The organism is Celeribacter indicus (genome assembly GCF_000819565.1).
Taxonomy (GTDB): Bacteria; Pseudomonadota; Alphaproteobacteria; order Rhodobacterales; family Rhodobacteraceae; genus Celeribacter; species Celeribacter indicus.
In genome coordinates this window covers 4,199,823-4,221,637 of the sequence record NZ_CP004393.1, presented here as the reverse complement: position 1 = coordinate 4,221,637, position 21,815 = coordinate 4,199,823, and the positions used below count along the sequence as shown (strand labels likewise).

Genomic DNA, 21,815 nt, shown 5'->3' with positions numbered 1-21,815 from the left:
GTGCCCTCGGAGCAGCCGGCGTCCCGAAGGACGCCGGACCCGTTCTTCCGGGTAAACGAGGCGCTATTGCGGAGCGCACATCACCTCATATCCTCATAAATCACGTAGGACATCATACCGGTTGCCATGTGGTACAGATGATGACAGTGGAACGGCCATTTCCCCGGATTGTCAGCGTCGAAGGCAATCGTCATCGTGCTGCCGGGAGGCACGAGAACGGTGTCGCGAACCGCTCCGGAGAGCCTGGCACCGTCAATCGAGATCACCTGGAAGTGGTGACCGTGCAGATGCATGGGGTGAGACATCATGGAAGAATTTCGCATCGTGATCTCGATGCGTTCATCCTGGCCGACACGAAGATCGTCTCCTCCCTCGATGGCCCAGGCATATCCCTCCATCTGACCGGTCAGGGACAGGCTGAACTGCCGGTCGGGTTGTCTTGCCGAGAGCGGAACACCTGCCCGCAGCCGCTTCTCAAGTGCGCTGCCGACGATCGGGCCGGCGGTCTCGCCTGAACTTCCGATCCGGCGAACGGTGGCCTCGGGTGTCGCGAGGATCACGCCGGTGCGTTCGACCGCGCCCTCCCTCAGCGCCAGAACGGGATAGGCGCCCTCGCCCGCCGGAAGGGTCAGGAGGATATCCAGCCGTTGTCCCATGCTGATTGGAAAATTCGTGCCGACGATCGGCTCGACATCCTGACCGTCGACGGCAATCAGCGTTCCCTCGACGATTCCCGTGTCGATGGTGAAGCCGGTCGCCGTCGCGCCGTTGATGATCCGAAGCCGGAGGCGGCCACCCCTCTCGACACGGACGACCTCCGGGTCGTCAAGTGTCCGGTCATTCGCGAGATAGGCATCGTAGTCGATGTCGTTCAGGTCCATCCCGGCGGTCGGGCTATCCGTCATACCGTGCGTCGGCATGTGGCCCATGGCGGAATGATCCATCGCCGGCATGCCTTCCATCGTGGAGTGGTTCATGGCTGCACCATGCCCGGCGCCATGTCCCGTGCCGCGCTGAAGCTGTGCCAGAAGTTCCTCGGCGGGCACGAAGGAAAAGTCATGCAGGAGAATGACGACCTCCTGTTCGTCGCGCGCCCGGTCCTCCGCGGTGCGGACAATGAGCGGCGCGGCGAGCAGGTTCTGTTCCTGCAACGTGTGCGCGTGCATCCAGTGCGTGCCGCCACGCCCGACGGGGAAGCTGTATCGGTGACGGTTCGCGGAGGCCAGTTGGGGCAGAGGATTGTCGGGCACACCGTCCGCCTCCCAGGGCGGGGTGAGGCCGTGCCAGTGGATGAGGGTGGGGTCTTCGATCTCGTTTACAAGCTCGACGTCGAACGCTTTTCCGGCGTCCAGGGTCACCCCGTGGATGCCGTTTGGCTGTAGCAATCCGAAAACCTCCGCGGCGCGGCCGTTCACCTCGATCGTCCGACGCGCAACGGCAAGTCGTATCGGTTGTGCGGATCCGGTCTGCTGTGCCCAACCGAGGCCGGGGCGAAGGACTCCGCCGGCCATCAGGGCTGTTGCGCCGGTCATCGTCCTCGTCAGGAAATCACGTCTGTTCATGGGTCTGGTCCTCTTGGTGCCTGTTTGCACAGGCGATCTGATCAACTGCGCCATGGGGCGCGTCTGGAAACCCGCGCATGTCGGGCGTTCGTCGGATCAGGTTCGAGGAGGCCGGTGAGGCGGGCCGAGCGCGATGCCGCTGCGATGATCGGGCAGTTTCATGTCGTGCGGTGTGGCGGCTGGCTCGGGGGCATGCAGACCCGTCATGTCAAGCGCCTCAAGGCAGAGGGCACAGGAAGATGCACAGCTTCCTTCGGGGTGACGGACATCGGGTTTGCCGGTCCCGCCGTCCGGCCGCGCAAGGTCGCGGTGATCGTGACCCGCAGGGAGGTGGCTCACATGGCCGGACGATGGGGTGACATCGTCACACCGCGGCGTCCGGGCGCTCGCCGCGCCGAGCCCGAGCAGCGCGAATACAACGGCGGTAACAAGCGCCGCTTGCATGTATCCCATGAGTGTCACGAGCCGAATCATCTCTCTCTCACCTACCGGCAGTCGTGCTGTATACCACCGCCGTCGGGGCTGGATTGATCACAATCAAGCGTCCACACGACAATGTGGCGGCGTGAGGAACGGTCGATCCGACTGCACGTGCCTTCCCGTGACCGCGCATGAAGAGCCGGTGATCGGTCCGCCATTCGTTTCGCTCCGCGGGAAAGACCTGCGCCACAGGCGAAACCGCCGGTCAGTGCAGCATCGCCAGCACGTCATCCGGGGTTCTGGCCCGTTCAGGAAACAGGAGGCGATGAAATTCCCTCTCCGAGGCGAGGTCAATGCCCTCGGGATCAATCGTCGCGATGCGCCACCGTCCCTTCGCTCCCCGCATATTGGCCGTTATCGCGTGGCTTTTCCCCGACGGACTTTCAAGACGACGGATCAGATCCTCTTCCGCGCGCAGGAGCTCTTCCGCACCTTCCAGGGGCACGCGGAGGTCCTGCGCAGTCAGGTCATCCGCGTAGCGTGCGGGCCCGCCGTTCAGCAGCGTCGCGGAGACGTCGAGGCGGAACAGCCGCGTATCCCTGAGATCCATGTATTTCGACGAACGGTGGAATTTGCGTCGGTATCGGCGACCTGCGCGGTCGAAGGCCTCGCCCTCCAGCAGGTGCGCCTCGCCGATCAGGGTCAGGCGCCGGTCCCTCAGCACATCCAGACCCTCGCTCTGACAGAGCGTCACCGAAATGCGGCGATCCGCGAGAATATTGCGGGTATGGTGACTGAGTTCGGAGGCATAGAAGACCACCGATCCATCGGGTTCGACGGAGGAATTCGTCACGGTGCTGTAGGGAAACCCCTCGTGGCGGTCCAGCGTGGCCAGCGCCATGTTGCGCGTGGTGCGCAGGATCCGCTGCGCCAGGGCCTTCGCACCGAAGGGTTCGACATGGGCCGTGTCGAGCGGCGCTTCGCGTTTCAGATGCATTGAGTGCGACATGATCGGTCTCCTGTATCGGTCTGGCTGGCTGGCCTTCCGGCTGGCTTGCCCGACGCCATGGCCGGGCGGCAGCGCGCCCGGCGGATCAGAACCGCGTGGTGAGGCCAGCGATGAAGGTGCGTCCTCGTCCCGCCATTTCCTGATAGCCCGCGGCACTTCCGCCGGGATACCCGTAGGACTTGTCAAAGACGTTCTCGACGGAGAAGAACAGCTCAGCCCCTTCGCTCACGGCGTAGCTGCCGTAGAGATCGACGAGCGTGTAGCTCCTGGTCTTTTCCAGGTAGGCCCCGTCGGGATAACTCGTCCAGTCGAAGGCCGCCTGGACGGTCGAGCCGGTGTGACGGATCTGGCTGCCGAGGGTCAGCCGTTCGTCGAGCGCCCGCAGTCCGAGATCGAGCGTCGCCATCCGGTCCGGTTGAGCCGAGGTCAGGCCATTGCCCATCCCGGTGCCGTTCGCGACGGGCTGGTCGTCCGTGTCGCTGATCGAAAAGCTGAGGTTGACGTAGACCCTGCCGCTGTCATAGCCGCCCTCGAATTCGAGCCCCTCCATCGTCGTGGTGCCGTCGGTGTTGATCCACATCGCGCGGCTGCTCGGATCGCCGGGGATCTCGACGAAATCGTTGACGATATAGTTTTCGATCCTGCTGCGGAAGGCGGAAAGCTTGAACCAGCCTTCGTCGCCCGCCGAGAGCAGGCCCGTCTGCCGGTATTCCCCGCTCAGTTCGAAGGTGCGGCTGCGTTCGGGGTCGAGGGAGAGGTTGTTGGTCATGCCGGAGCCGACCCCGTCGCCGAAGGGAACGAGGGAATAGAACATCTCATGCGTGCTCGGCGGCCGGAAGGTCTGCGCATAGCTTGCGCTTACGGTAAAATCCGGCGTCAGGTCGTGGCTTATGCCGAGATTCGGCAGAAGTTCCCCGCCGTCGCGCGTCACCCATTCATCGCCGCAGGACGGACCGCCCGCCGGGCAATCGGCCACGCCGGAGGGATAGGGCGGGCGGTAGCCATCGACCCGCCAGTGATCATAGCGCAGCCCGCCGAACAGGACCGTCCGGCCGTAGTCGATCTCGCCCTCCGCAAAGAGGCTCGCCTTGTCGAGCTTGCCCGGATGGTTGCCGCCCCGCATCGCATGGGTCTGGAAATCGTCCCGTGTCCAGCTCAGGCCGTAGTCGAGGACGAGATCGGCGCCGCCGGCGAGGCCGAAGCGGCTCCTGTTGGTGAGCGAGATGCCGGTGGTTTCCTCCTCGGTCTCCCGACCGGCATAGGAGCCGCCGGTTCCGGGATAGAACAGGGTGGTCTCGTTGTAATAGGCGGAGAGCTTCAGGTTCACCAGATCGCTGCCTGGCGCGTATTCGTAATCCGCCGTCCACGTCCGGTTGTCGACATCCCATGTATAGCTCGAATTCTCGAAGGTGTTCTCATACCATCGGGCACCGAAGCTCAGCTTGTGCGCCGCGTTCGGCGCGATTTCGATCTTGGCGAGCTTGCCTTCGGGCGTGTTGACGGAGGAGCGGTCGCTGCTCAGCTCCCCGCCGTCTCCCGTGGCATAGTCGTCCTCGTCGGTATAGGCGTAGCCCATCAGCACATCGACATGCCCGTCGCCGCCCCAGAGCCCGCCGAACCGCTTGCCGTAGCTCAGGAGGCCCGAATAGTTGTATCCGTTGTCGCCGAATTTCAGGCGCGCCATCCCGCCCTCCGTTCGCCCGCGCAGCAGGACGTCGTCGAGTGTGAGGGTGCGGAAGTCGGCAGAGCCCGTCAGCGTGCCGGATCCGGCCGCGCCGGCGACGACCCCGCGCTGGACCTCGAGGGCGCTGAGAAATTCGGGATGGACATAGAGCAGGCTGCCGCCGGAGGCTTCATGCCCTGCCGTGTTCTTGAAGCTCTGCGGCACCCCGTCGATCATCGCGTTCACCCGGCCATAGCCAGACATGCCGCGGATGTTGACCTCGATCCCCGGCTGGCTGGAGCTTTGACGGGTGGACACGCCGGGGATGGCGTTCAGCGCATTCTGCGCATTGCCGGAATACCTCGTCTGAAGCGTTTCGGAGGATATTTCGGTGTCCGCGGTGTCTGCGTCGCCGTCGACCACGATCGGATCGAGCGTGACGGCCGAACCACCGGACGACTGGGCCATGAGGAGGGAAGGGGAAAGCGCCAGCAGGCTTGCGCCCGAGGCAAGATAGAGGGCACGTCCAAGCGGACGCATTACATGCGACATTATCGTCTCCTGCGACTCTCGAGAAATAAAATTTCCCTGGATCGTTCGCAGGAGGCGCGGAGCGCCCGCCTTTTCGACTGTCTCGGAAGGTCTGTTGTGCGCATAAGGCTTAACGCATTTGTTAACCGTTTCGCAACAGGCTTCCTTCGGGACGGTTGGTCCTGACTCGTGGGATGACATTATGGCAAAGCCTCTCGGGTTTTGCGGCATAATCCTGCGCTGGTGCCGATGCCTCATCGAACAGGCGGCGCCGTTGTAGCGGAGCAGGCGCTGGTCTGCTCGCGGATGGATCGGGAGCCAGCCGGCCGCCACACCTTCCATCATGTCCTTTTTCGACCACGGTAGCTGCGGTCTCAGTCGTGGTTCCAACCCCGTTCGTCGGTCGCGACTCACCTGCGGCTGAAAGCGCGCCGTCCCGCTTCATGTCTCACGGCGCCTTGTCCACCCGCTATCCGGCACTCTCAGGAGATCTTCTGCCCCACAGCCCGAGGCGACAGGATTCTTCCTGTTTCGGCGTTCAGAAGGCAGGTTTCCGTCTATTTACAAAAAATCGACCGACAATATCGTTTATTTGCGCTCTGATGGAGAAGAAATTGACCTACCGATTGAGTTTGCTCGACAAATCCCCTGTCGCACCGGGAAGCAGCGGCGCGGATGCCCTGGCAGTTTCGACAGAGGCCGCCCGGCTGGCCGATCAGTTGGGCTATCATCGCTACTGGTTCGCCGAACATCACGGTCAGCCCGGATTGGCCAGCGCCGCGCCGGAATTGCTGATTGCCCATGTGGCCGCGCTGACGCAGCGCATCCGCCTGGGCAGCGGCGGCGTGCTGATCCAGCATTACAGCGCCTACAAGCTGGGCGAGCTGTTCTCGATACTGGCCTCGCTGGCGCCGGGCCGCATCGACGTCGGCATCGGCAAATCGCCGGGGGGCCTGCCGCTGGCGACGCGCGCGCTGCAATCGGAACTGGCCGAGGGCAGCGCGCAGGCCGTCACCCGCAAGATCGAGGAGCTGAGCGAGTGGCTGAAAGGTCAGCGCGACGGGACGGAAATCCACCCGCGCGCCACGACCACCGCCGCACCCTTCCTGCTGGGCGGCAGCCCCGCCAGCGCCGAACAGGCGGCAAGGCTGGGCTGGAACTTTGTCCATGCCGGCCATCAGGACGGCGACCGCGCCAATACGCTGGAAGCCCTTGCCCGCTTCGAGGCGATCGCGGGCCATCGTCCGCTGCTGGCGGTGCAGGCCTTCGCCGCGCCGACCCGTGCCGAGGCCGAGGACCGTGTCGCGGGGCTGGGCTTCGTGCGGCTGACGCTGGAGGACGGACATGCCGTCAACCTGCAATCCGAGGAGGGGGCGCATGAATACGCCCGTCAATACGGGGCCGGGATCCGTCGGATCGAGGCCAAGACCCCGACCGTCATCGCCGGAACCGCCGATGAGGTCCATGCCGAACTGCACGCCCTTTCGCAGGATCTGGGCGTTACGGAATTCATCATAGACCAGCCCGTACCCGAGGCTGAGGCGCGGCTGCGCTCGATCCGACTGATCGCGCGGGACGCCAGGCAGGCCGCGGCCTGAACAGGAGAGTGACATGAGCGCAAGACCGATTTCCCTTGGCATCATGCTGCACGGCGCCGGTGGCCACATGAATTCGTGGAAGCATCCCGCGGGTCCCGCCGATGCCAGCGTGAACCTCGATTTCTACGTCAGCCAGGCGCGCAAGGCCGAAGAGGCGGGTATCGCCTTCGCCTTCGTGGCCGACGGGCTTTATATCAACGAAAAGTCGATCCCGCATTTCCTGAACCGTTTCGAGCCGCTGACCATCCTGTCGGCGCTGGCGGTGGCGACGCGGAAGATCGGGATGGCGGGCACGGTCTCGACCTCTTATTCCGATCCGTTCACGGTGGCGCGGCAGTTCGCCTCGCTGGACCTGATCTCGGGCGGGCGCGCGGGCTGGAACGTGGTGACGACGCCACTGGAAGGGACGGCGCTGAATTATTCCCGCCCCCATCCCGAACACGCGCTGCGTTATGAGATCGCCGATGAATATCTCGCGGTGACGCAAGGACTATGGGACAGCTGGGACGACGATGCGGTGATCCGCGACCGGCAGACCGGGCAGTTCTTCGACCCTGCGAAGCTTCATGCGCTCAACCACAAGGGCAGGTTCTTCGAGGTCGCGGGGCCGCTGAACGCGCCGCGGTCGAAACAGGGGCAGCCGGTGATCTTCCAGGCGGGTTCCAGCGACGCCGGGATCGTGCTGGCGGGAAAATATGCCGATGCGGTGTTCACCCATTCGCCCTCGCTCGAGGAAACGCGGGACTTTACCACTCGCGTCAAGGATGCCGCGGTGGCGCATGGCCGGTCGCGCGACGACGTGAAGATCTATCCCGGCATCGGTCCCGTCGTGGCCGAAACCCGCGAGGCGGCCGAAGCGAAATATCACGCGATCCGCGCGCTGCTGACCCTCGACGAGGCATTGGCCTATCTGGGCCGCTATTTCGACCACCACGATTTCAGCCAGTATGACCCGGACGCGCCGTTTCCCGACCTGGGCGAAATCGGGCGGAACAGTTTCCGCTCGACCACGGATCGGATCAAGGCGGAGGCGCGTGAAAAGGGACTGACCCTGCGCGAGGTCGCGCTGGCCACCGCCACGCCGCGCCCGACCTTCATCGGTACCGGCGCAGAGGTGGCCGAAAAGATGATCGGCTGGATCGATGCGGGCGCTTCCGATGGGTTCATCCTGGGCTTTCCGGTTGCGGCCGAGGGACTGGAGGATTTCATCCGGCTGGTCATCCCGGAACTCGAGGCGCGCGGCCGCTACAGCCGCGATCTGCCGGGCGAAACGCTGCGCGACCACCTGGGCCTGCCGTTCAAGGTCAGCCGTCACGCCGGGCCCCAGGCGCAGGCACGCGCCGCGAGAGGCTGAGGGATCGACCATGACCGTCACCGCACCGCTTGCCGCAGGGGCCGAACCGGCCGTTCCATCCGCCATTGCCGCGCAGATCGGAGATTTCGTTGCGCTGCGCCGCCAGATTCATGCCCAGCCGGAACTGGCCTTCCACGAAAGGCAGACGGCGGAACTGGTCGCCGGGCTGCTGTCGCAATGGGGGTTCCGGGTCTCCCGCCTCGCCGGAACCGGACTGGTCGCCACGCTGGAGAACGGCTCCGGTCCGCGGCTTGGCATCCGCGCCGACATCGATGCGCTGCCGATCACCGAGGCCACCGGGCTGGACTATGCCAGCCGGGTGCCGGGGGTGATGCATGCCTGCGGCCATGACGGCCATACCGCGATCCTGCTGGCGGCGGCGCGGCATCTGTCTCAGACGCGGCGGTTTCGCGGCACGCTGCGGCTGATCTTCCAGCCCGCCGAGGAAATCGGCGCGGGCGCGCAACGCATGATCGACGAGGGCCTGTTCCGCGATCATCCGGTCGATGCGATCTTTGGCCTGCACAACTGGCCAGGAGAACCGGCCGGGCGCTTCGGCTTTGTCGAGGGCGGGGCGATGGCCGCGATCGACCGTGTCGAGATCCGCATCGCGGGCCGGGGCGGCCACGGTGCCGAGCCGCATCTGGCCGTCGATCCCATCGTTGCGGCGGCGCAGGTGGTCGGCGCGCTGCAAGGCATCGTGTCGCGCAATGTCGATCCGCTGCAAATGGCGGTGGTGACGGTCGGCTCGATCCATGGAGGCAGCGCCTCGAATATCATCCCGGACCATGTCGATCTGAGCCTGAGCCTGCGCAGCTACGACGCCGATCTGCGCATCCGCCTGCGCGACAGGGTGGAGGAACTGGCGCAACTGTCCGCCGCCGCGCATGGCGCGCGGGCGCATATCCGCCAGATACCGGGTTTTCCAAGCGTCATCAACGACGGCACGCAAACCCGGCTGATCCGGCAGGTCGCGCAGGACAGTTTCGGCGCGGATGCGGTGATCCCCGGTTTCCGGCCGCGCACCGCCTCCGAGGATTTCGCCCATTACCTGCACCACCGTCCCGGCAGCTTCGTCTTCGTCGGCAATGGCGACAGCGCCCCGCTGCACAGCCCGGAATACCGTTTCAACGACGACATCATCGCGCCCGCCGCCGCCCTCTGGGTCGCGCTGGCCGAGCGCTTCCTGACAGGAGAGACCGATGACTGACCAGATCATCCAGTCCAGCCCCCTGGACCCCCGCGCCCGACCCCTGGTCGAGGATCTGATCCGCGAATATGACAGCCGCTATGGCACGTTGTTCAGCGAGGGCGGGGCGCGGGAAGAATTGTTCCGCTATCCGCCCGAGGCCTTCGCCGCGCCGCATGGCGCCTTCCTCCTGCTGATCCGGGACGCCGAGACGATCGGCGGCGGTGCCTTCATGCGCTTCGACGAGGATACGGCGGAGCTGAAACGCATCTGGACACGCAGTGACCTGCGCCGGCAGGGCCTTGCACGCCGCATCGTCGAGGCGCTCGAGGATAGCGCGGCCGAACTGGGCTATACGCGGCTTTACCTGACCACCGGCTTCCGCCAGCCCGAGGCTCAGGCGCTTTACCTGCGGCTCGGCTACCGCCCGCTTTACGACCCGGAGGTTCCGCCCGAGCTTTACGGCACCCTGCCGTTTGAAAAACATATCGGTGCCCTTGCAGGTCAGCCGGGCAGAGCACCGCTGCGCCAGCCTGCGGAAACGCCGGAGGCCGCGATCCGTGCCGTTGCCGCGCGCAAGGCGGCCTCGACCTCGACAGCCGGCGCTGTGGCGCAACCGGCGGGACGGATCGCATGAGCATTACCGATCTGTGCCGCTCCTCCGCCCCCGACGGCACCAAGGCGCGGCTGGGACAGGACTTCTCGCGTCTCAATGTCGTGCCGCAACGCCACCTGGCGCGCACGCTGGGAACCATTGCTGCCGCAATCGTGCTGCTGGCGGCGCTGAACTCGGTTCTTGGCAATCCGCGTTGGGGATGGCCGGTCTTCGCGGAATGGTTCCTGTCGGAACCCGTTCTGGTCGGGCTGGGGCGCACCCTGCTGCTGACCGCGCTTGGCGCGCTGTTCGGCTTTGCGCTGGGGACGGTGCTGGCGCTGGCGCGGGTGTCGTCCTCGCCCCTGCTGGTCGCGGTGGCGTGGGGGTTCATCTGGCTGTTCCGCTCGATTCCGCTGATCGTGCTGCTGCTGATCCTGAACAACCTGGGCTATCTTTACGAAACCGTCGCGCTTGGCGTGCCCTTCACCGACATCACCTTTGCAAGCTGGTCCACGACGCAACTGATGACGCCCTTCCTGGCCGCTGTGCTGGGGCTGACGCTGAACCTTGGCGCTTTCTCGGCCGAGGTGATCCGCGGCGGCATCCTGTCGGTCGATCAGGGCCAGCACGAGGCCGCCGCCGCCCTTGGCCTGCCCCGGCGCCACCAGGCGCGCCGGATCGTGCTGCCGCAGGCGATGCGCTCGATCGTGCCGACGGCCTTCAACGAGATCATCGGTTTGGCGAAGGGCACCTCGGTGGTCTACGTGCTGGCCCTGCCGGAGCTGTTCTATACCATCCAGATCATCTATCGCCGCAACCTGGAGGTCATTCCGCTGCTGATGGTCGCGACGGTCTGGTATCTGATCATCCTCTCGGTCCTGTCGGTCATCCAGTATCATGTCGAGCGTCACTATGCCCGTGGCGCCCTGCGGACCCTGCCGCCCAACGCCTTCCGTCTGGTCCTTGCCCGGCTGGGACTGGTGAGCCTCTACCCTTCGGCGGCGCCTCTGCCGCAGCCGGTCCCGCATGGCGGGCAGGCCGTGCAGCCCGCCGGGGACTGGACCGCAAGCCTGCCGCAGGGCGGTACGGTCGAGATCCGCGGCGTCACCAAGTCCTTCGGCGCTCTGACCGTGCTGGACGACGTGACCCTGACCATGCCCGCGGGCAGCGTGACGGCGATCATCGGACCTTCGGGATCGGGCAAATCGACCCTGTTGCGCACGATCAACCACCTTGAGCGCGTGGATCGGGGCTTCATCGCCATCGACGGTGAGCTGATCGGCTATCGCCGTGAAGGAGACACGCTTTACGAACTGAAGGAGGCCGAGATCCTGACCCGGCGCACGGAAGTCGGGATGGTGTTTCAGAACTTCAACCTCTTCCCGCATCTGACGGTGTTGCAGAACGTCACCGAGGCGCCCGTTGCCGTCCGTGGCCTGTCCCGTGACGAGGCGGAAAGACAGGCGCACGACCTGCTGGCACGCGTTGGCCTGGCCGACAAGGCCAATGCCTATCCGCGCCAGCTATCCGGCGGCCAGCAACAGCGGGTGGCCATTGCCCGCACGCTGGCGCTGAAGCCCAAGGTGCTGCTGTTCGACGAGCCGACCAGCGCGCTGGACCCCGAACTGGTGGGCGAGGTGCTGGACGTGATCAAGGAGCTTGCCCGTTCCGGCATCACGCTGATCATCGTCACTCACGAGATCGGCTTTGCCCGAGAAGTGGCCGACAGCATCGTCTTCATGGAACAGGGCCGGGTTGTGGAGACCGGCGCGCCGGCGCAGATCCTGACGCATCCAAGACATTCCCGCACCGCTGCGTTCCTCGCCAAGGTCCTGTAGGGCAGGCGCGCGCGGACTGGCGAAAGGGGCGCCCGCCTTCCGGTCCTCGCGCATCCCGGCATCCCCGATATTCCCTGTTCCGGTTCGCCCTCGGCACCGGGCCGGGGGCGCACGATCCCAACACAAGGAAGATCAGATGACATATCCCGATCCCCGCCGGCTTGTCGTTGCCGGCCTGACCGCCGCTCTGCTGTTCCCTGGCGCCGTTGCGGCCGAGGTCGATCTCAGCCCGGAGCAGCCTGACCGCATTCGTGTCGAGCCGGTGCAGGAGGCCGTCGACCTGCTGCCCGAGGAGTACGAATGGGTCACGCCGGGCAAGCTCACCGTCGCTTCGGTTCCCAACCGGCTGCCGTTCGCGGTCTATGCCACCGACACGCGCACCCCGGTCGGGGCCGAACCCGACATCGCGCAACTGGTCGCGGACAGCCTGGGGCTGGATCTCGAGCTGGTTGCGGTCGCGTGGGCCGACTGGCCGCTTGGCATCACCTCGGGCAAATACGACGCGGCGATCCACAACATCACCGTCACCGAGGAACGCAAGGAGAAATTCGATTTCTCGACCTATCGAAGCGACCTTCTCGGCTTCTATGTCGCCACCGGCAGCGACATCCGGTCGATCGAGACGCGCGAGGACGTGGCCGGCCTGAAGGGGGCGGTCGCATCGGGGACCAATCAGGAACAAATCCTGCTGCGCTGGATCGAGGAGAACCGCGCGGAAGGGCTGGCTGACACCACGGTTTCCTATTTCGACGACGAGGTGGTGCAGGATCTGGCGCTGGAGTCCGGGCGCATCGACTTCTATCTGGGACCGAACGCGACCTCGGCCTTCAAGGCGGCGCAGGATGGCAAGATCCGGCTGGTCGGCACCCTTTCCGGCGGCTTTCCCGAAACCGCGGAAATCGCGGTGACCACGCGGAAGGGGGCGGGGCTGGCCGAGGCGATCACGGCCGCGCTGAATGCCCAGATCGAGAGCGGGTCTTACGGAGAAGTGCTGGGCAAATGGGGCCTGAGCGCGGAGGCGATCGCAGAGTCGCGCACCAATCCGCCGGGCCTGCCGAAGAAATAACTCACCATATCCCCCGGTCCGAGGGATCGGGACCTTACCCACAGGAAGCCTCAAGATGAACCGTATGACCATTCCCGCCCTGCTGACCGGCGCGCTCCTGTCCCTCGGCGCGGCGGCGCAGGAAAGCCCCTTCGATCTCAGCCCGGATCAGCCGGGCCGCGAGCATGTCGAACCGAACCCCGAGGCCATCGCGGCGATCCCGGCGGATTTCCCTTTCGTGACGCCGGGCAAGCTGACCGTCGGCTCGAACCCGGCGGGTGGGCCGCCGCTGACCGCCTATGCCACCGATACCCGAACGGTCGTGGGCGCCGATGCCGACGTCGCCCTGCTGATCGCCGAAAGCCTTGGGCTGGAACTGGAGATCATCCCGACCGCCTGGGCGGACTGGCCCCTGGCCCTGCAATCGGCCAAGGTGGACGCCGTATTTTCCAATGTCGGCGTGACCGAGGAGCGCAAGGAAAAATTCGACTTCGCCACCTATCGCCAGGGATTGCACGGCTTTTTCGTGCATGAGGACAGCGAGATCCAATCCATTGCCGAACCGCAGGACATCGCCGGGCTGAAAGTCGTCGTCGGCATCGGCACCAATCAGGAGCGGATCCTGAACAAATGGAACGAGATCAATATCGAGGCGGGGCTGCCTGCCGCTGAACTGATCTACTACGATGACGAGGGCACCAAGCTTCTGGCGCTGCGGTCGAAGCGCGTCGATGTGATGGTCCAGCCGAATGCACAACTGGTCTTCATCGCTGCGCGGGACGGCGATTTCCGCAGCGTCGGCACCCTGTCGGCGGGTTGGCCGGAGCGCTCGGACGTGGCGGCACCCTTCCGGAAAGGGTCCGGTCTGGCCGAGCCGGTGTCCATCGCGATCAACGGGTTGATCGAGGATGGCGTCTACCTGCGCACGCTGGAGCGCTGGCATGTGGGTGAGGAGGCCCTGGAGCAATCGCAGGTCAACCCGCCCGGCCTGCCGAAGTTCTGACATCCGGCGGTTTCATGGGGCGTGTTCCCACGACGATCATTCGCGTGCCAGTGCTTCTGCCGGTGCTCGACCGCCTCATCCTGCCGAGTTTCTGCCCGCACCTGTCGCTCTTTCTGCCCAACCTCGTTATTGGCGGATTGAGCGGCGGCGTGGAGCATCCCCGATGCCGCCAACAACGCGAACAGGTGCGCGACCATTTCAGCGACAGGAGACCGAGGCGGCATGAAAGATGTGAGGATCATCGTCACCGGGGGTACGATCGACAAGGTTCATGATATGCAAGGGGAGGGGCTGGGCTTCGCGCCGTCCGGCGCAAGTCACATCCCCCTGCTCCTCGAGCAGGCCCGGTGCTTTTTCCCGAAGGTTCAGGAGATCCTGCTCAAGGATAGCCTCGATTTCGATGAGGCCGACCGCGCCGCGATCCTGTTTGCCGTGCGCAATGCGCCGGAAACCGCGATCGTCGTGACCCATGGCACCGGCACTATTGGCCGGACCGCGCGGGAGCTCGCCGGGCAGGTGACTGGCAAGACGGTCGTTCTTACCGGCGCGATGCGCCCCTTTTCATTCGGCGCCTCTGACGGCCCGTTCAATCTCGGTGGAGCCGTCATTGCGGCACAGCATCTTCCCGAAGGCGTCTGGGGCGTCATGAACGGACGTGTCTTCGCCGCGGAGGCCCTGGATAAAAACACCGGGACTGGCCGTTTCGACACCTGACAGAGGGAGAATGAGGCAGAGGCCAGAGGAACGTGGCGCAGCATGTCTGAACGAGGCCGGAACAGGTCTTGTCCGACCCACGGCAGCTAGGCTTGAGACGAACTGTGCAGATATGCCGTGACCAGACGCACAAGCTGTTCCCTCAACGCATCGCCATACCCCGTCGGCGTGTCGCCATTTAGCAAGGCGATCACCGGGCCCGCCACGGCATGCAGCACGACCGCGGCGGTGACATCGGGCGCCGGAAAATATACATCGCTGGCGCTTTCCAACATCGCCGAGACTGCCTTGATGATCCTGCTTTGCAGGTCGGCCATCAGTTCCGGGCCTCCGCGCTCTCCGGCGACGGCGTAGAGTGCCCTCGACTCCGCAGGATCGCGCAACTTCACGGCAAGATAGGCCGTGACCAGTTCGGAGGCCATGACCGAAACCGGCATGCCCTTCTGAGTGCGGCAGGTTTCCTCCACAACGGCAAGCACACCGTTCAGGTGCCGTTCGAGCACAGCGGCAAGCAGAGCGTCGCGGTTCGGATAATACTGATAGAGGCTGCCGACGGAAACGCCTGCCCGCTCGGCGACGCGGGTGGTGGTGCAACGACTCAATCCCCCCTGCGTCAAAACCTGAATCGTCGCGGCATGCAGCATGTCGATCGTCGCCATGGAGCGACGCTGAACGGGATGTTTTCTGGGCTTTAACGCGGCAGTCGTGCTGTCCATCAAACGCGAATTCCAAATGTGAGTGATTCTTCATATCTTGTGTGGCGACAAGGAACAAGGAGTTCAGGATGGCTGATATTCGAGACACAGCTAGTTTCACGCTCGGCGATCGGCGTGTGCGGCGCATGGGATATGGTGCGATGCAACTGGCCGGACCCGGTGTGATGGGGCCTCCCAAGGATCGCGCCGCGGCGGTGGGGGTTCTGCGCGAGGCCGTCGAATGGGGTGTCAACCATATCGACACCAGCGATTTCTACGGCCCCCATGTCACCAATCAGATTATCCGCGAGGCCCTGCACCCCTATGCCGACGATCTGACTATCGTGACCAAGGTCGGGGCGAGGCGCGACGCCGAAGGCAACTGGCTGCCGGCCGCCACGCCGGGCGAACTGGAACAGGCCGTTCACGACAACCTGCGAAACCTTGGGCTGGAGGTTCTCGATGTCGTCAACCTGCGTGTCATGTTCGACATGGCCACATCCACCGAAGGGCCGATCGAGAAGCAGGTCACGGCTCTTGCAGAATTGCAGGCGCAGGGGCTGATCCGCCACATCGGTCTCAGCAACATCACCGCGACACAGCTTGCCGAAGCCCGTGGCATCGTGCCGATTGTCTGCGTTCAGAACATGTATAACATCGCCCTGCGCAACGACGATCCGCTGATCGATGAGACAGCCTCCGCCGGCATTGCGTTCGTGCCATTTTTCCCGCTGGGAGGGTTCTCCCCCCTCCAGTCCGCGACGCTGACGGAGGTGGCGACGCGGCTGGGGGCGACGCCGCTGCAAGTCGCTTCCATGTGGTTGCTGCGCCGCTCTCCCAACATTCTCATGATACCCGGCACCTCATCGATCGAGCACTTGCATCAGAATCTCGAGGTTGCGCATATGGAGCTGCCGGAAGATGAATTCGCACTGCTCGATGGCATGACCGGGTGAAGAGGGCATGGGGTGTGGGCGGATCAATGGTCGATCAATGTACCCCCCATAGGTCTGAAACGTGAGCGGTCGAAGATAGTCACATCAAGCCAATGGCCGGGAGCCGCTCGCTTTTCCAACGCCATTCGCGCCCAAGGCTCGCGGCGCGGAATATCGAAGTAGATCTGAAGCCGAGTTCGCACCAGCAACTTTACGAAATTATCGCATGATCGTGCGTTTGTTTACTCAGTGGTGCGATGAGAATGGGCACTCTGAAGGCGTAATGCAACGGCAAGCCTCTCCTCTGGGTAAGAAAGAAATCCTGAGTGCCATCAGTCGCCTCGGAACCACCAGACGTCATCTTCATGATAAAGCGCTTTTACGGAGGCTTTTGGCGCTGAGAGGACGCGAGGCGTGAACACGAGCGAAAAGTGAACGGTAGTTGACGCGCTTTAAGGATCGCGCTGATCTCGGATAGCGACCTTCCAGTTCATCATCAAATGTTTTGGAACAGTTCAGGATGCGGGATAGCGACGTCCTCACATGGTGGATGTCGCGCCGGGGTTTTCAAGTGCCAGCACCAACTGGCCGGGACCGGACTGCACATCCGGATCGCACCTGGATGGTTGCCTGGGGCCACGTCTGAATTTACCTAATCCGGCTCCCGCGAAAATGCTCCGGGCGGGATCTTCCTCAATCCGCCACGGCAGCGACAGACGGTTCCTGTGGGGTGATTGCGGTAAAGGGATGACCCAGAGTGAAGGCATCCGGTCGGCGCCCGTTCAGGGCCGCCTGCCCCAGGGTCACCGTCTTCCAACGCGAGGCATCGTGCAGGCTATGTGTGCGCGCATCGCGCCAGTAGCGATCGAGGTTTCGGCTCCTGGTGGCCACACGGGATCCGCACAGCTCGAAAAGCGTGGTCGCGCTGTTCAGGGCGAAGCGTTCCGTGACGATCTTCGCTTCGCAAACGGCGAACAGCACCTCTCCGGCGTGCGGCCGGTCGCTTGCCTTGGCGGCGTCGAGCGTGTCGGCCGCGCGGAAGGCGGCCCTCTCGGCGGTATGCTGCGAGATGACGAGTTCGCCCACCGCGCTCAGCGTCAGCGGATCCTCCACCGCCGCCATCGCATCGCTCCCGCGTGGAGGTGTGGCTTCGGTGCGAAGGATGTCCAGAGTCTCCCTCAACGCGCCATCTCCCAGCCCAAGCTCGATACCGGAATGGAGCAGATGGGAAACCCCCGAGAACAGGGCGGATTCCCCGGAGTCCGTCAGGGTCATCTCGAAATATTCGCCGGGGTCGAGGAAAACCGAGTCCAGTGTCACATTGCCGCTTGCGGTCGTGCGCTGGCCGACACCATCCCAGTTGTCGTGGATGGCCAGACCCGCGCGGCGCACATCGATGAAGGCGACGAGATCGGAGCCGGCACTTTTTCCACTGCTGCACATAACATACAGCCAGTCTGCCAACAGCGAACCCGTGGCGAACGCCTTTTCCCCGGACATGCGGGCGCCATTCTCGTCCAAGCTGAGGAAGGTGCCGTGCCGGTCGCCGCTTCGGCTGGGCCGGGCATCCTTCGAGGCGTTGCCGAGGAGATCTCCGAGTATTACCCTGCGGAGCAGCCGTTCCCGCAAAGCGGGCGGGGCCCATCTCCGCAACATCTCGATCCCTGACCAATGCGTGAGCGCGATCTGCGCGATCGAGGAATCGGCCGAGGCTATCAGCCTGATTGTTTCAAGAAGTGTGCGGTAGCTGACTTCGGGGCCACCCAGATCGCGCGGCACGTTCAGGATGCCGAGGCCAGATCGCGTGAAATCGGCAAACTCCTGATGCGGCAGAACCTTTTCCAGATCACGACGGGCCGCACCACCTCTGATGGACTCCACGAACTCGCGGGCGACGGCGAGCGCATGTTCATCGGACACAATGGACGCAACCTGCGTCGGAACGGTTTTGTTGGGATTGCGATCAGGCATTCGCACCGCTCCGATGCTGCTGCGCGTGCAGGAACTGATCCGGGAAGTCGTCCAGTCCCAGATGCGACCTCAGGGTATCCCCTTGATATTCCGTCCTGAAATAGCCCCTTTCCTGGAGCAGCGGCACCACGCCGCCGGTCAACAATTCGATCCCTTCGGGGGCATAGGTCGGCAAGAGAATGAACCCGTCGGCTGCGCCTGCATCGAAGATGGTGATCAATTCTTCCGCGATGGACTGGGGAGACCCCTCGAAAACCCAATGGCCGGAGGACGTCGCCTCCACTTCGATCAGTTCCCGCAGCGTCCGCTTCTCGTCGACCGCGAGGCGTCGGTATACGTCGAACCGGCTCTTGATCCTTTCCACGGTTTCGCCGCCGGGCAACAGCGAGGGAGGAATCTGCTCGTCGAGCCCCACCTGGGACAGGTCGGCGCCGCCGAGACGCTTGGAAATACGCTCGCGGCCGAAATCCTCGTGAATCAGTGCCGCCAGCTCCCGCCTGAGATCCCCCGCCTCCTCCTTCGTCGGCGCAATCAGCGGCGTTGCACCGACCAGCACCTTCACGGTGTCCGGGTTCCTGCCGTGGGCGGCGACCCTCGCCTTGATGTCACGGTAGAAGGCCTTGGCGCCCTCGAGAGATTGCTGGGCGGTGAAGACGACCTCGGCATATTGGGCAGCGAGATTCTTGCCTAGCTCCGAGGAGCCTGCCTGAACCAGCACCGGCCGTCCTTGGGGAGAACGAGCCACGTTCAGCGGACCCTTGACGCTGAAGAACTCGCCTTCATGGTTGATCTCGCGTACCAGATCGTCCCGCGCATAGATCCCGCTGTCACGGTCGATGACGAGGCTGCCGGGCTTCCAGCTGTCCCACAGGGCCATGGAGACATCGAGGTATTCTGCCGCGCGGGCGTAGCGTTGCTCCGCGGGAGGCAGCGGCTCGCTGCCGAAGTTCTCCTCCCCCAGGAAAGATGTGACGATGTTCCACGCCGCCCGGCCGTTGCTGAGATGATCCAGCGATGCAAACTGCCGGGCCAGGTTATAAGGCTCGCTGAACGAGGTCGATGCCGTTGCCACCAGGCCCACCTTCGATGTCTGTCCCGCAAGCGCCGCCAGCAGAGTGAAGGGCTCGAGAAACGACCGTGGCGCATATCGGTGGCCGCCCATGGTGGAGAGGCCGTCGGCGACGAAGACCGCGTCCAGCTTCGCATTCTCGGCAAGTCGGGCGATCCAGGCATGGAAGGCCAGGCCATGAGCATCCTCTACCCGGCTCCGCGGACGGCGCCAGGCGCCGTGGTGGTTACCAACGATGCCCGTCTGAAGCATCAGGTGCATCTGGTTGCGCTTGGTCATGGACATGTCTTTCTCTCAAGGGGGAGCAGGCTTTTGCGATCAGAAGTAGCCGTTCGTAGGCGGCGGTGTGTCGTTGAGGATGGCATCGCCCACCACCTGGGACTTGTAGTACATTGGACTGTGGGCAGCGATCGTCCTCGCATTCCGCCAGTGGCGGTCGAGAGCGGTGGACCTGGACACGGCCGAGCCGCCTCCGGTCTCCAGCACAAGATCGCCACTGGTGACGACAAGTTCGGCAACGATGGAGTGGATCTTGGCCACCTCCACAGCGCCCTCGACAAGCAGGTCGCCCAGACTGTCGCCGCGGCGGAGCGCCTCGAAGGTGCGGTCGAGCTTGGCAGCTGCCGACAGGACGCCGGCACGGGCGATCGTGGCGCGGGCCGCGATGCGTCCTATGATCTGCTGGACGAAGAGGTCGTTCCTGGGCTGGTCTGCATGTCCATGGGCAGCGGACCGCGCGCGCTTGAGCACGAAGCTCCGTGCGTCCTCGAGGGCGGCGGAGGCAATCCCGGCAAGCAGGGCCGCAAGATACAGCTGCTGAAGCGAGGAGCGGTAGCGGTTGACCTCTGGCAGGTCCTCGAGGGGTTCCACTTCCGATTTCCGGATGTGGACGCCAGTGAACCGCACGCCTCCACTTGCGGAGGCGCGTTGACCGATGCCATCGAAATCGTCGAGAAGCTCCACTCCCTCGCGCAGGGTCGGAATCGTGACGAGCTGGAGGCTCCGGTCTTCGCTCCTGGCCATCAGAAAGAGCCAGTCGGCATAGAGCGTGCCCGTCGTGTAGTATTTCTCTGTGTCAATCGTGTAGCCGTCCCCATCGGGCCGCAAGGTCGACTCGATCTCCATCGGGCGCGCGGTGGCACGTTCGGTGACTGCGGACCCGCATGTCTGGCCGGCGGCGATCCGTTGGAGCCAGGTGGAGCGGGCCTCGCTCGCGGGCGTCAGGAGCAATCCCTCGAGGAAGCCGAAGTGCGAGCGGAACGCATGTGCGATGCTCGAGTCGGCGGCCGCGACATCCATCACGACGGACATGGCCTCGGGCAGGTCGAGGGCAGGCGTGCCATCGGTGTCCGGAAACCGCAGGGCACCGAAGCCGAGCCTCTTCAGTCGGTTGACGGCCTCCCTGTCGCTGGTGCTTCTGCGATCTCGGTCGGCGGACGTGGACCGCAGTTCCGCCAGGGCGTCCCGAACGCTCTGCTCACGCCCCTCTCCAGCAAGCCAGGCACGTCCGGGCAAAACGGCGAAGCCCGCGAGAGTCTTCTCTGCTACTTGGACCATGAGTTGATCACCTCGTCTAGGACAGGTTCGAAGTCTCGATTCCACAAGGCCGAAACATCGACCTCTTTCTTCAGGGTCCCGGCCGCATAGAAGCCGTCGGCAAGCGCCTGTTCCCTTGCGATCACGGCGTCATCGATCCTGATGTAGCTCCAACGGTTGTTCTCCCACCACGATCTCGCAGCCTCCGGTTCGAGCTTAAGCACTCTGGCGAAGATCTCCGTGGCCTTCTCGGGATTGTCTTTCAGCCATTCCTGGTAAGCGCCCCATCGCTTGAGGAACTCCTCGATCTCCGCCTTCTTGTCGGCGAGGACGGAGGGCTTGGCGGTCAGGCAGGCGAGGTTCGGAACCTGTGTGTCCGTGGGCGTCCACAGCACCTTGGTCTTCCCCGCCTCGATCGACCGGCTGACTACCACATAGGGCCCGGAAAACACGTCGGCTTCGCCGCGCTCGAACGCCGCACCTGCGGTATACGCATCGGCCAATTGGATCGGCTCAATATCGGCGGCCGTGAGATTGGCTTTCGTGAGAGATCCGACATATTGCGCGTAGGCGGCGCCTCCGAAGCTGTAGGACCACTTCCGGCCCCTGAGATCCTCTGCCCCCTCGATTCCCGCCTCGGCACGCACAGCGGTGATCGGGCTGGGGAAGGGCGATTTCCAATTGTAATCCCATGCGACGAAGTTCTGGAGAAGCGGACCGTTGCTCCAGTCGCTCGCGGCATTGGCCGCCTCGAAGAGCACACCAGTATCGCCGACATATCCGATATCGATGGCTCCCGAATAGAGCGCGGTCAACTGCGCCTGCGCGCCGGTCAGAACGCCCCATTCGAGATCGAAGGAGGCGCTATCGAACACGCCGGAAGCTTTCACGAGTTCCGGTGTCGCCGGATCCTGGATGCCGATGATCAGGGTCGGGCGCTGCGCACCTGCAACGTTATTGGCTGCCTCGCCGCCTGATCGGCGCGTCACGGCAATAAACGCGGTTGCAGCGAGCGCAGCAACCAGCAAGATAGCAGCTATTGTCGTGCCCAGAGGATGGGTGCGGTTCGGGAATTTCATAGAAGTTGC

The 21,815-nt window shown here is 64.2% G+C and carries 18 protein-coding genes; 10 read left to right on the top strand and 8 right to left on the bottom strand.

Going from position 1 to position 21,815, the window contains the following annotated elements; genetic code table 11:
- Positions 1–80: 80 nt before the first annotated feature.
- On the bottom strand, positions 81–1,616 hold the full coding sequence (locus tag P73_RS20660; RefSeq protein ID WP_245629203.1) for a multicopper oxidase family protein: 1,536 nt from the start codon (positions 1,614–1,616) through the stop codon (positions 81–83).
- Positions 1,617–1,676: 60 nt separating this feature from the next.
- Here P73_RS20660 and P73_RS25780 point away from each other — a divergent pair, with 60 nt between their 5' ends.
- Positions 1,677–2,093, top strand: coding sequence for a hypothetical protein (locus tag P73_RS25780; RefSeq protein WP_139267077.1), 417 nt, complete (start codon positions 1,677–1,679; stop codon positions 2,091–2,093).
- A gap of 154 nt (positions 2,094–2,247) precedes the next feature.
- Here P73_RS25780 and P73_RS20655 read toward each other — a convergent pair whose 3' ends face one another.
- Positions 2,248–2,991 carry a HugZ family pyridoxamine 5'-phosphate oxidase gene (locus P73_RS20655; RefSeq protein WP_074743107.1) on the bottom strand — a complete coding sequence of 248 codons (744 nt, stop codon included), beginning with the start codon at positions 2,989–2,991 and terminating at the stop codon, positions 2,248–2,250.
- Positions 2,992–3,076: 85 nt separating this feature from the next.
- Positions 3,077–5,206, bottom strand: a complete 2,130-nt coding sequence (locus P73_RS20650; protein WP_158401962.1) for a TonB-dependent receptor domain-containing protein — start codon at positions 5,204–5,206, stop codon at positions 3,077–3,079.
- Between the two features lie 593 nt (positions 5,207–5,799).
- Between P73_RS20650 and P73_RS20645 the strand changes: the two genes are divergently transcribed.
- The 8 genes from P73_RS20645 (at position 5,800) to P73_RS20605 (ending at position 14,521) form a co-directional block, all read left to right on the top strand.
- Positions 5,800–6,783, top strand: a complete 984-nt coding sequence (locus P73_RS20645; RefSeq protein ID WP_043872044.1) for an MsnO8 family LLM class oxidoreductase — start codon at positions 5,800–5,802, stop codon at positions 6,781–6,783.
- A gap of 13 nt (positions 6,784–6,796) precedes the next feature.
- On the top strand, positions 6,797–8,137 hold the full coding sequence (locus tag P73_RS20640; RefSeq protein WP_043871022.1) for an LLM class flavin-dependent oxidoreductase: 1,341 nt from the start codon (positions 6,797–6,799) through the stop codon (positions 8,135–8,137).
- 10 nt (positions 8,138–8,147) lie between these two features.
- The gene (locus P73_RS20635) at positions 8,148–9,347 is read left to right on the top strand and encodes a M20 aminoacylase family protein (protein WP_043871021.1); all 1,200 of its coding nucleotides are present in this window, start codon (positions 8,148–8,150) and stop codon (positions 9,345–9,347) included.
- Entirely contained in the window at positions 9,340–9,963 is a 624-nt protein-coding gene (locus P73_RS20630) for a GNAT family N-acetyltransferase (protein ID WP_052453474.1), read from the top strand. The genes P73_RS20635 and P73_RS20630 overlap by 8 nt, the downstream gene beginning before the upstream one ends.
- Positions 9,960–11,759: an amino acid ABC transporter permease/ATP-binding protein gene (locus P73_RS26835; protein ID WP_074743105.1), complete on the top strand. Its 1,800-nt coding sequence runs from the start codon at positions 9,960–9,962 to the stop codon at positions 11,757–11,759. Before P73_RS20630 ends, P73_RS26835 begins: the two co-directional genes overlap by 4 nt.
- A 136-nt stretch (positions 11,760–11,895) precedes the next feature.
- Complete coding sequence (locus tag P73_RS20615; protein WP_043871020.1) at positions 11,896–12,825, top strand: ABC transporter substrate-binding protein; 930 nt, start codon at positions 11,896–11,898, stop codon at positions 12,823–12,825.
- A 55-nt stretch (positions 12,826–12,880) separates the two neighbouring features.
- The gene (locus tag P73_RS20610; RefSeq protein WP_139267076.1) at positions 12,881–13,807 is read left to right on the top strand and encodes an ABC transporter substrate-binding protein; all 927 of its coding nucleotides are present in this window, start codon (positions 12,881–12,883) and stop codon (positions 13,805–13,807) included.
- 222 nt (positions 13,808–14,029) lie between these two features.
- Positions 14,030–14,521, top strand: coding sequence for an asparaginase domain-containing protein (locus P73_RS20605; RefSeq protein WP_043871019.1), 492 nt, complete (start codon positions 14,030–14,032; stop codon positions 14,519–14,521).
- Positions 14,522–14,607: 86 nt separating this feature from the next.
- Here P73_RS20605 and P73_RS20600 read toward each other — a convergent pair whose 3' ends face one another.
- Complete coding sequence (locus tag P73_RS20600) at positions 14,608–15,180, bottom strand: TetR/AcrR family transcriptional regulator (RefSeq protein ID WP_174446930.1); 573 nt, start codon at positions 15,178–15,180, stop codon at positions 14,608–14,610.
- Between the two features lie 125 nt (positions 15,181–15,305).
- Here P73_RS20600 and P73_RS20595 point away from each other — a divergent pair, with 125 nt between their 5' ends.
- The gene (locus tag P73_RS20595) at positions 15,306–16,172 is read left to right on the top strand and encodes an aldo/keto reductase family oxidoreductase (RefSeq protein WP_043871018.1); all 867 of its coding nucleotides are present in this window, start codon (positions 15,306–15,308) and stop codon (positions 16,170–16,172) included.
- Positions 16,173–16,844: 672 nt separating this feature from the next.
- Here the strand turns inward: P73_RS20595 and P73_RS24610 are convergent.
- From P73_RS24610 to P73_RS20575, 4 genes are read right to left on the bottom strand one after another with little or no spacing between them, the layout of a single operon-like run.
- Positions 16,845–18,122 (bottom strand): acyl-CoA dehydrogenase family protein, encoded by a 1,278-nt coding sequence (locus tag P73_RS24610; protein ID WP_052453473.1) that lies wholly within the window; start codon positions 18,120–18,122, stop codon positions 16,845–16,847.
- Positions 18,115–19,470 carry an LLM class flavin-dependent oxidoreductase gene (locus P73_RS20585; protein ID WP_074743103.1) on the bottom strand — a complete coding sequence of 452 codons (1,356 nt, stop codon included), beginning with the start codon at positions 19,468–19,470 and terminating at the stop codon, positions 18,115–18,117. Before P73_RS20585 ends, P73_RS24610 begins: the two co-directional genes overlap by 8 nt.
- A 39-nt stretch (positions 19,471–19,509) precedes the next feature.
- Entirely contained in the window at positions 19,510–20,748 is a 1,239-nt protein-coding gene (locus tag P73_RS20580) for an acyl-CoA dehydrogenase family protein (RefSeq protein ID WP_052453471.1), read from the bottom strand.
- Positions 20,736–21,806, bottom strand: coding sequence for an ABC transporter substrate-binding protein (locus tag P73_RS20575; protein ID WP_043871017.1), 1,071 nt, complete (start codon positions 21,804–21,806; stop codon positions 20,736–20,738). Before P73_RS20575 ends, P73_RS20580 begins: the two co-directional genes overlap by 13 nt.
- Positions 21,807–21,815 lie beyond the last annotated feature (9 nt).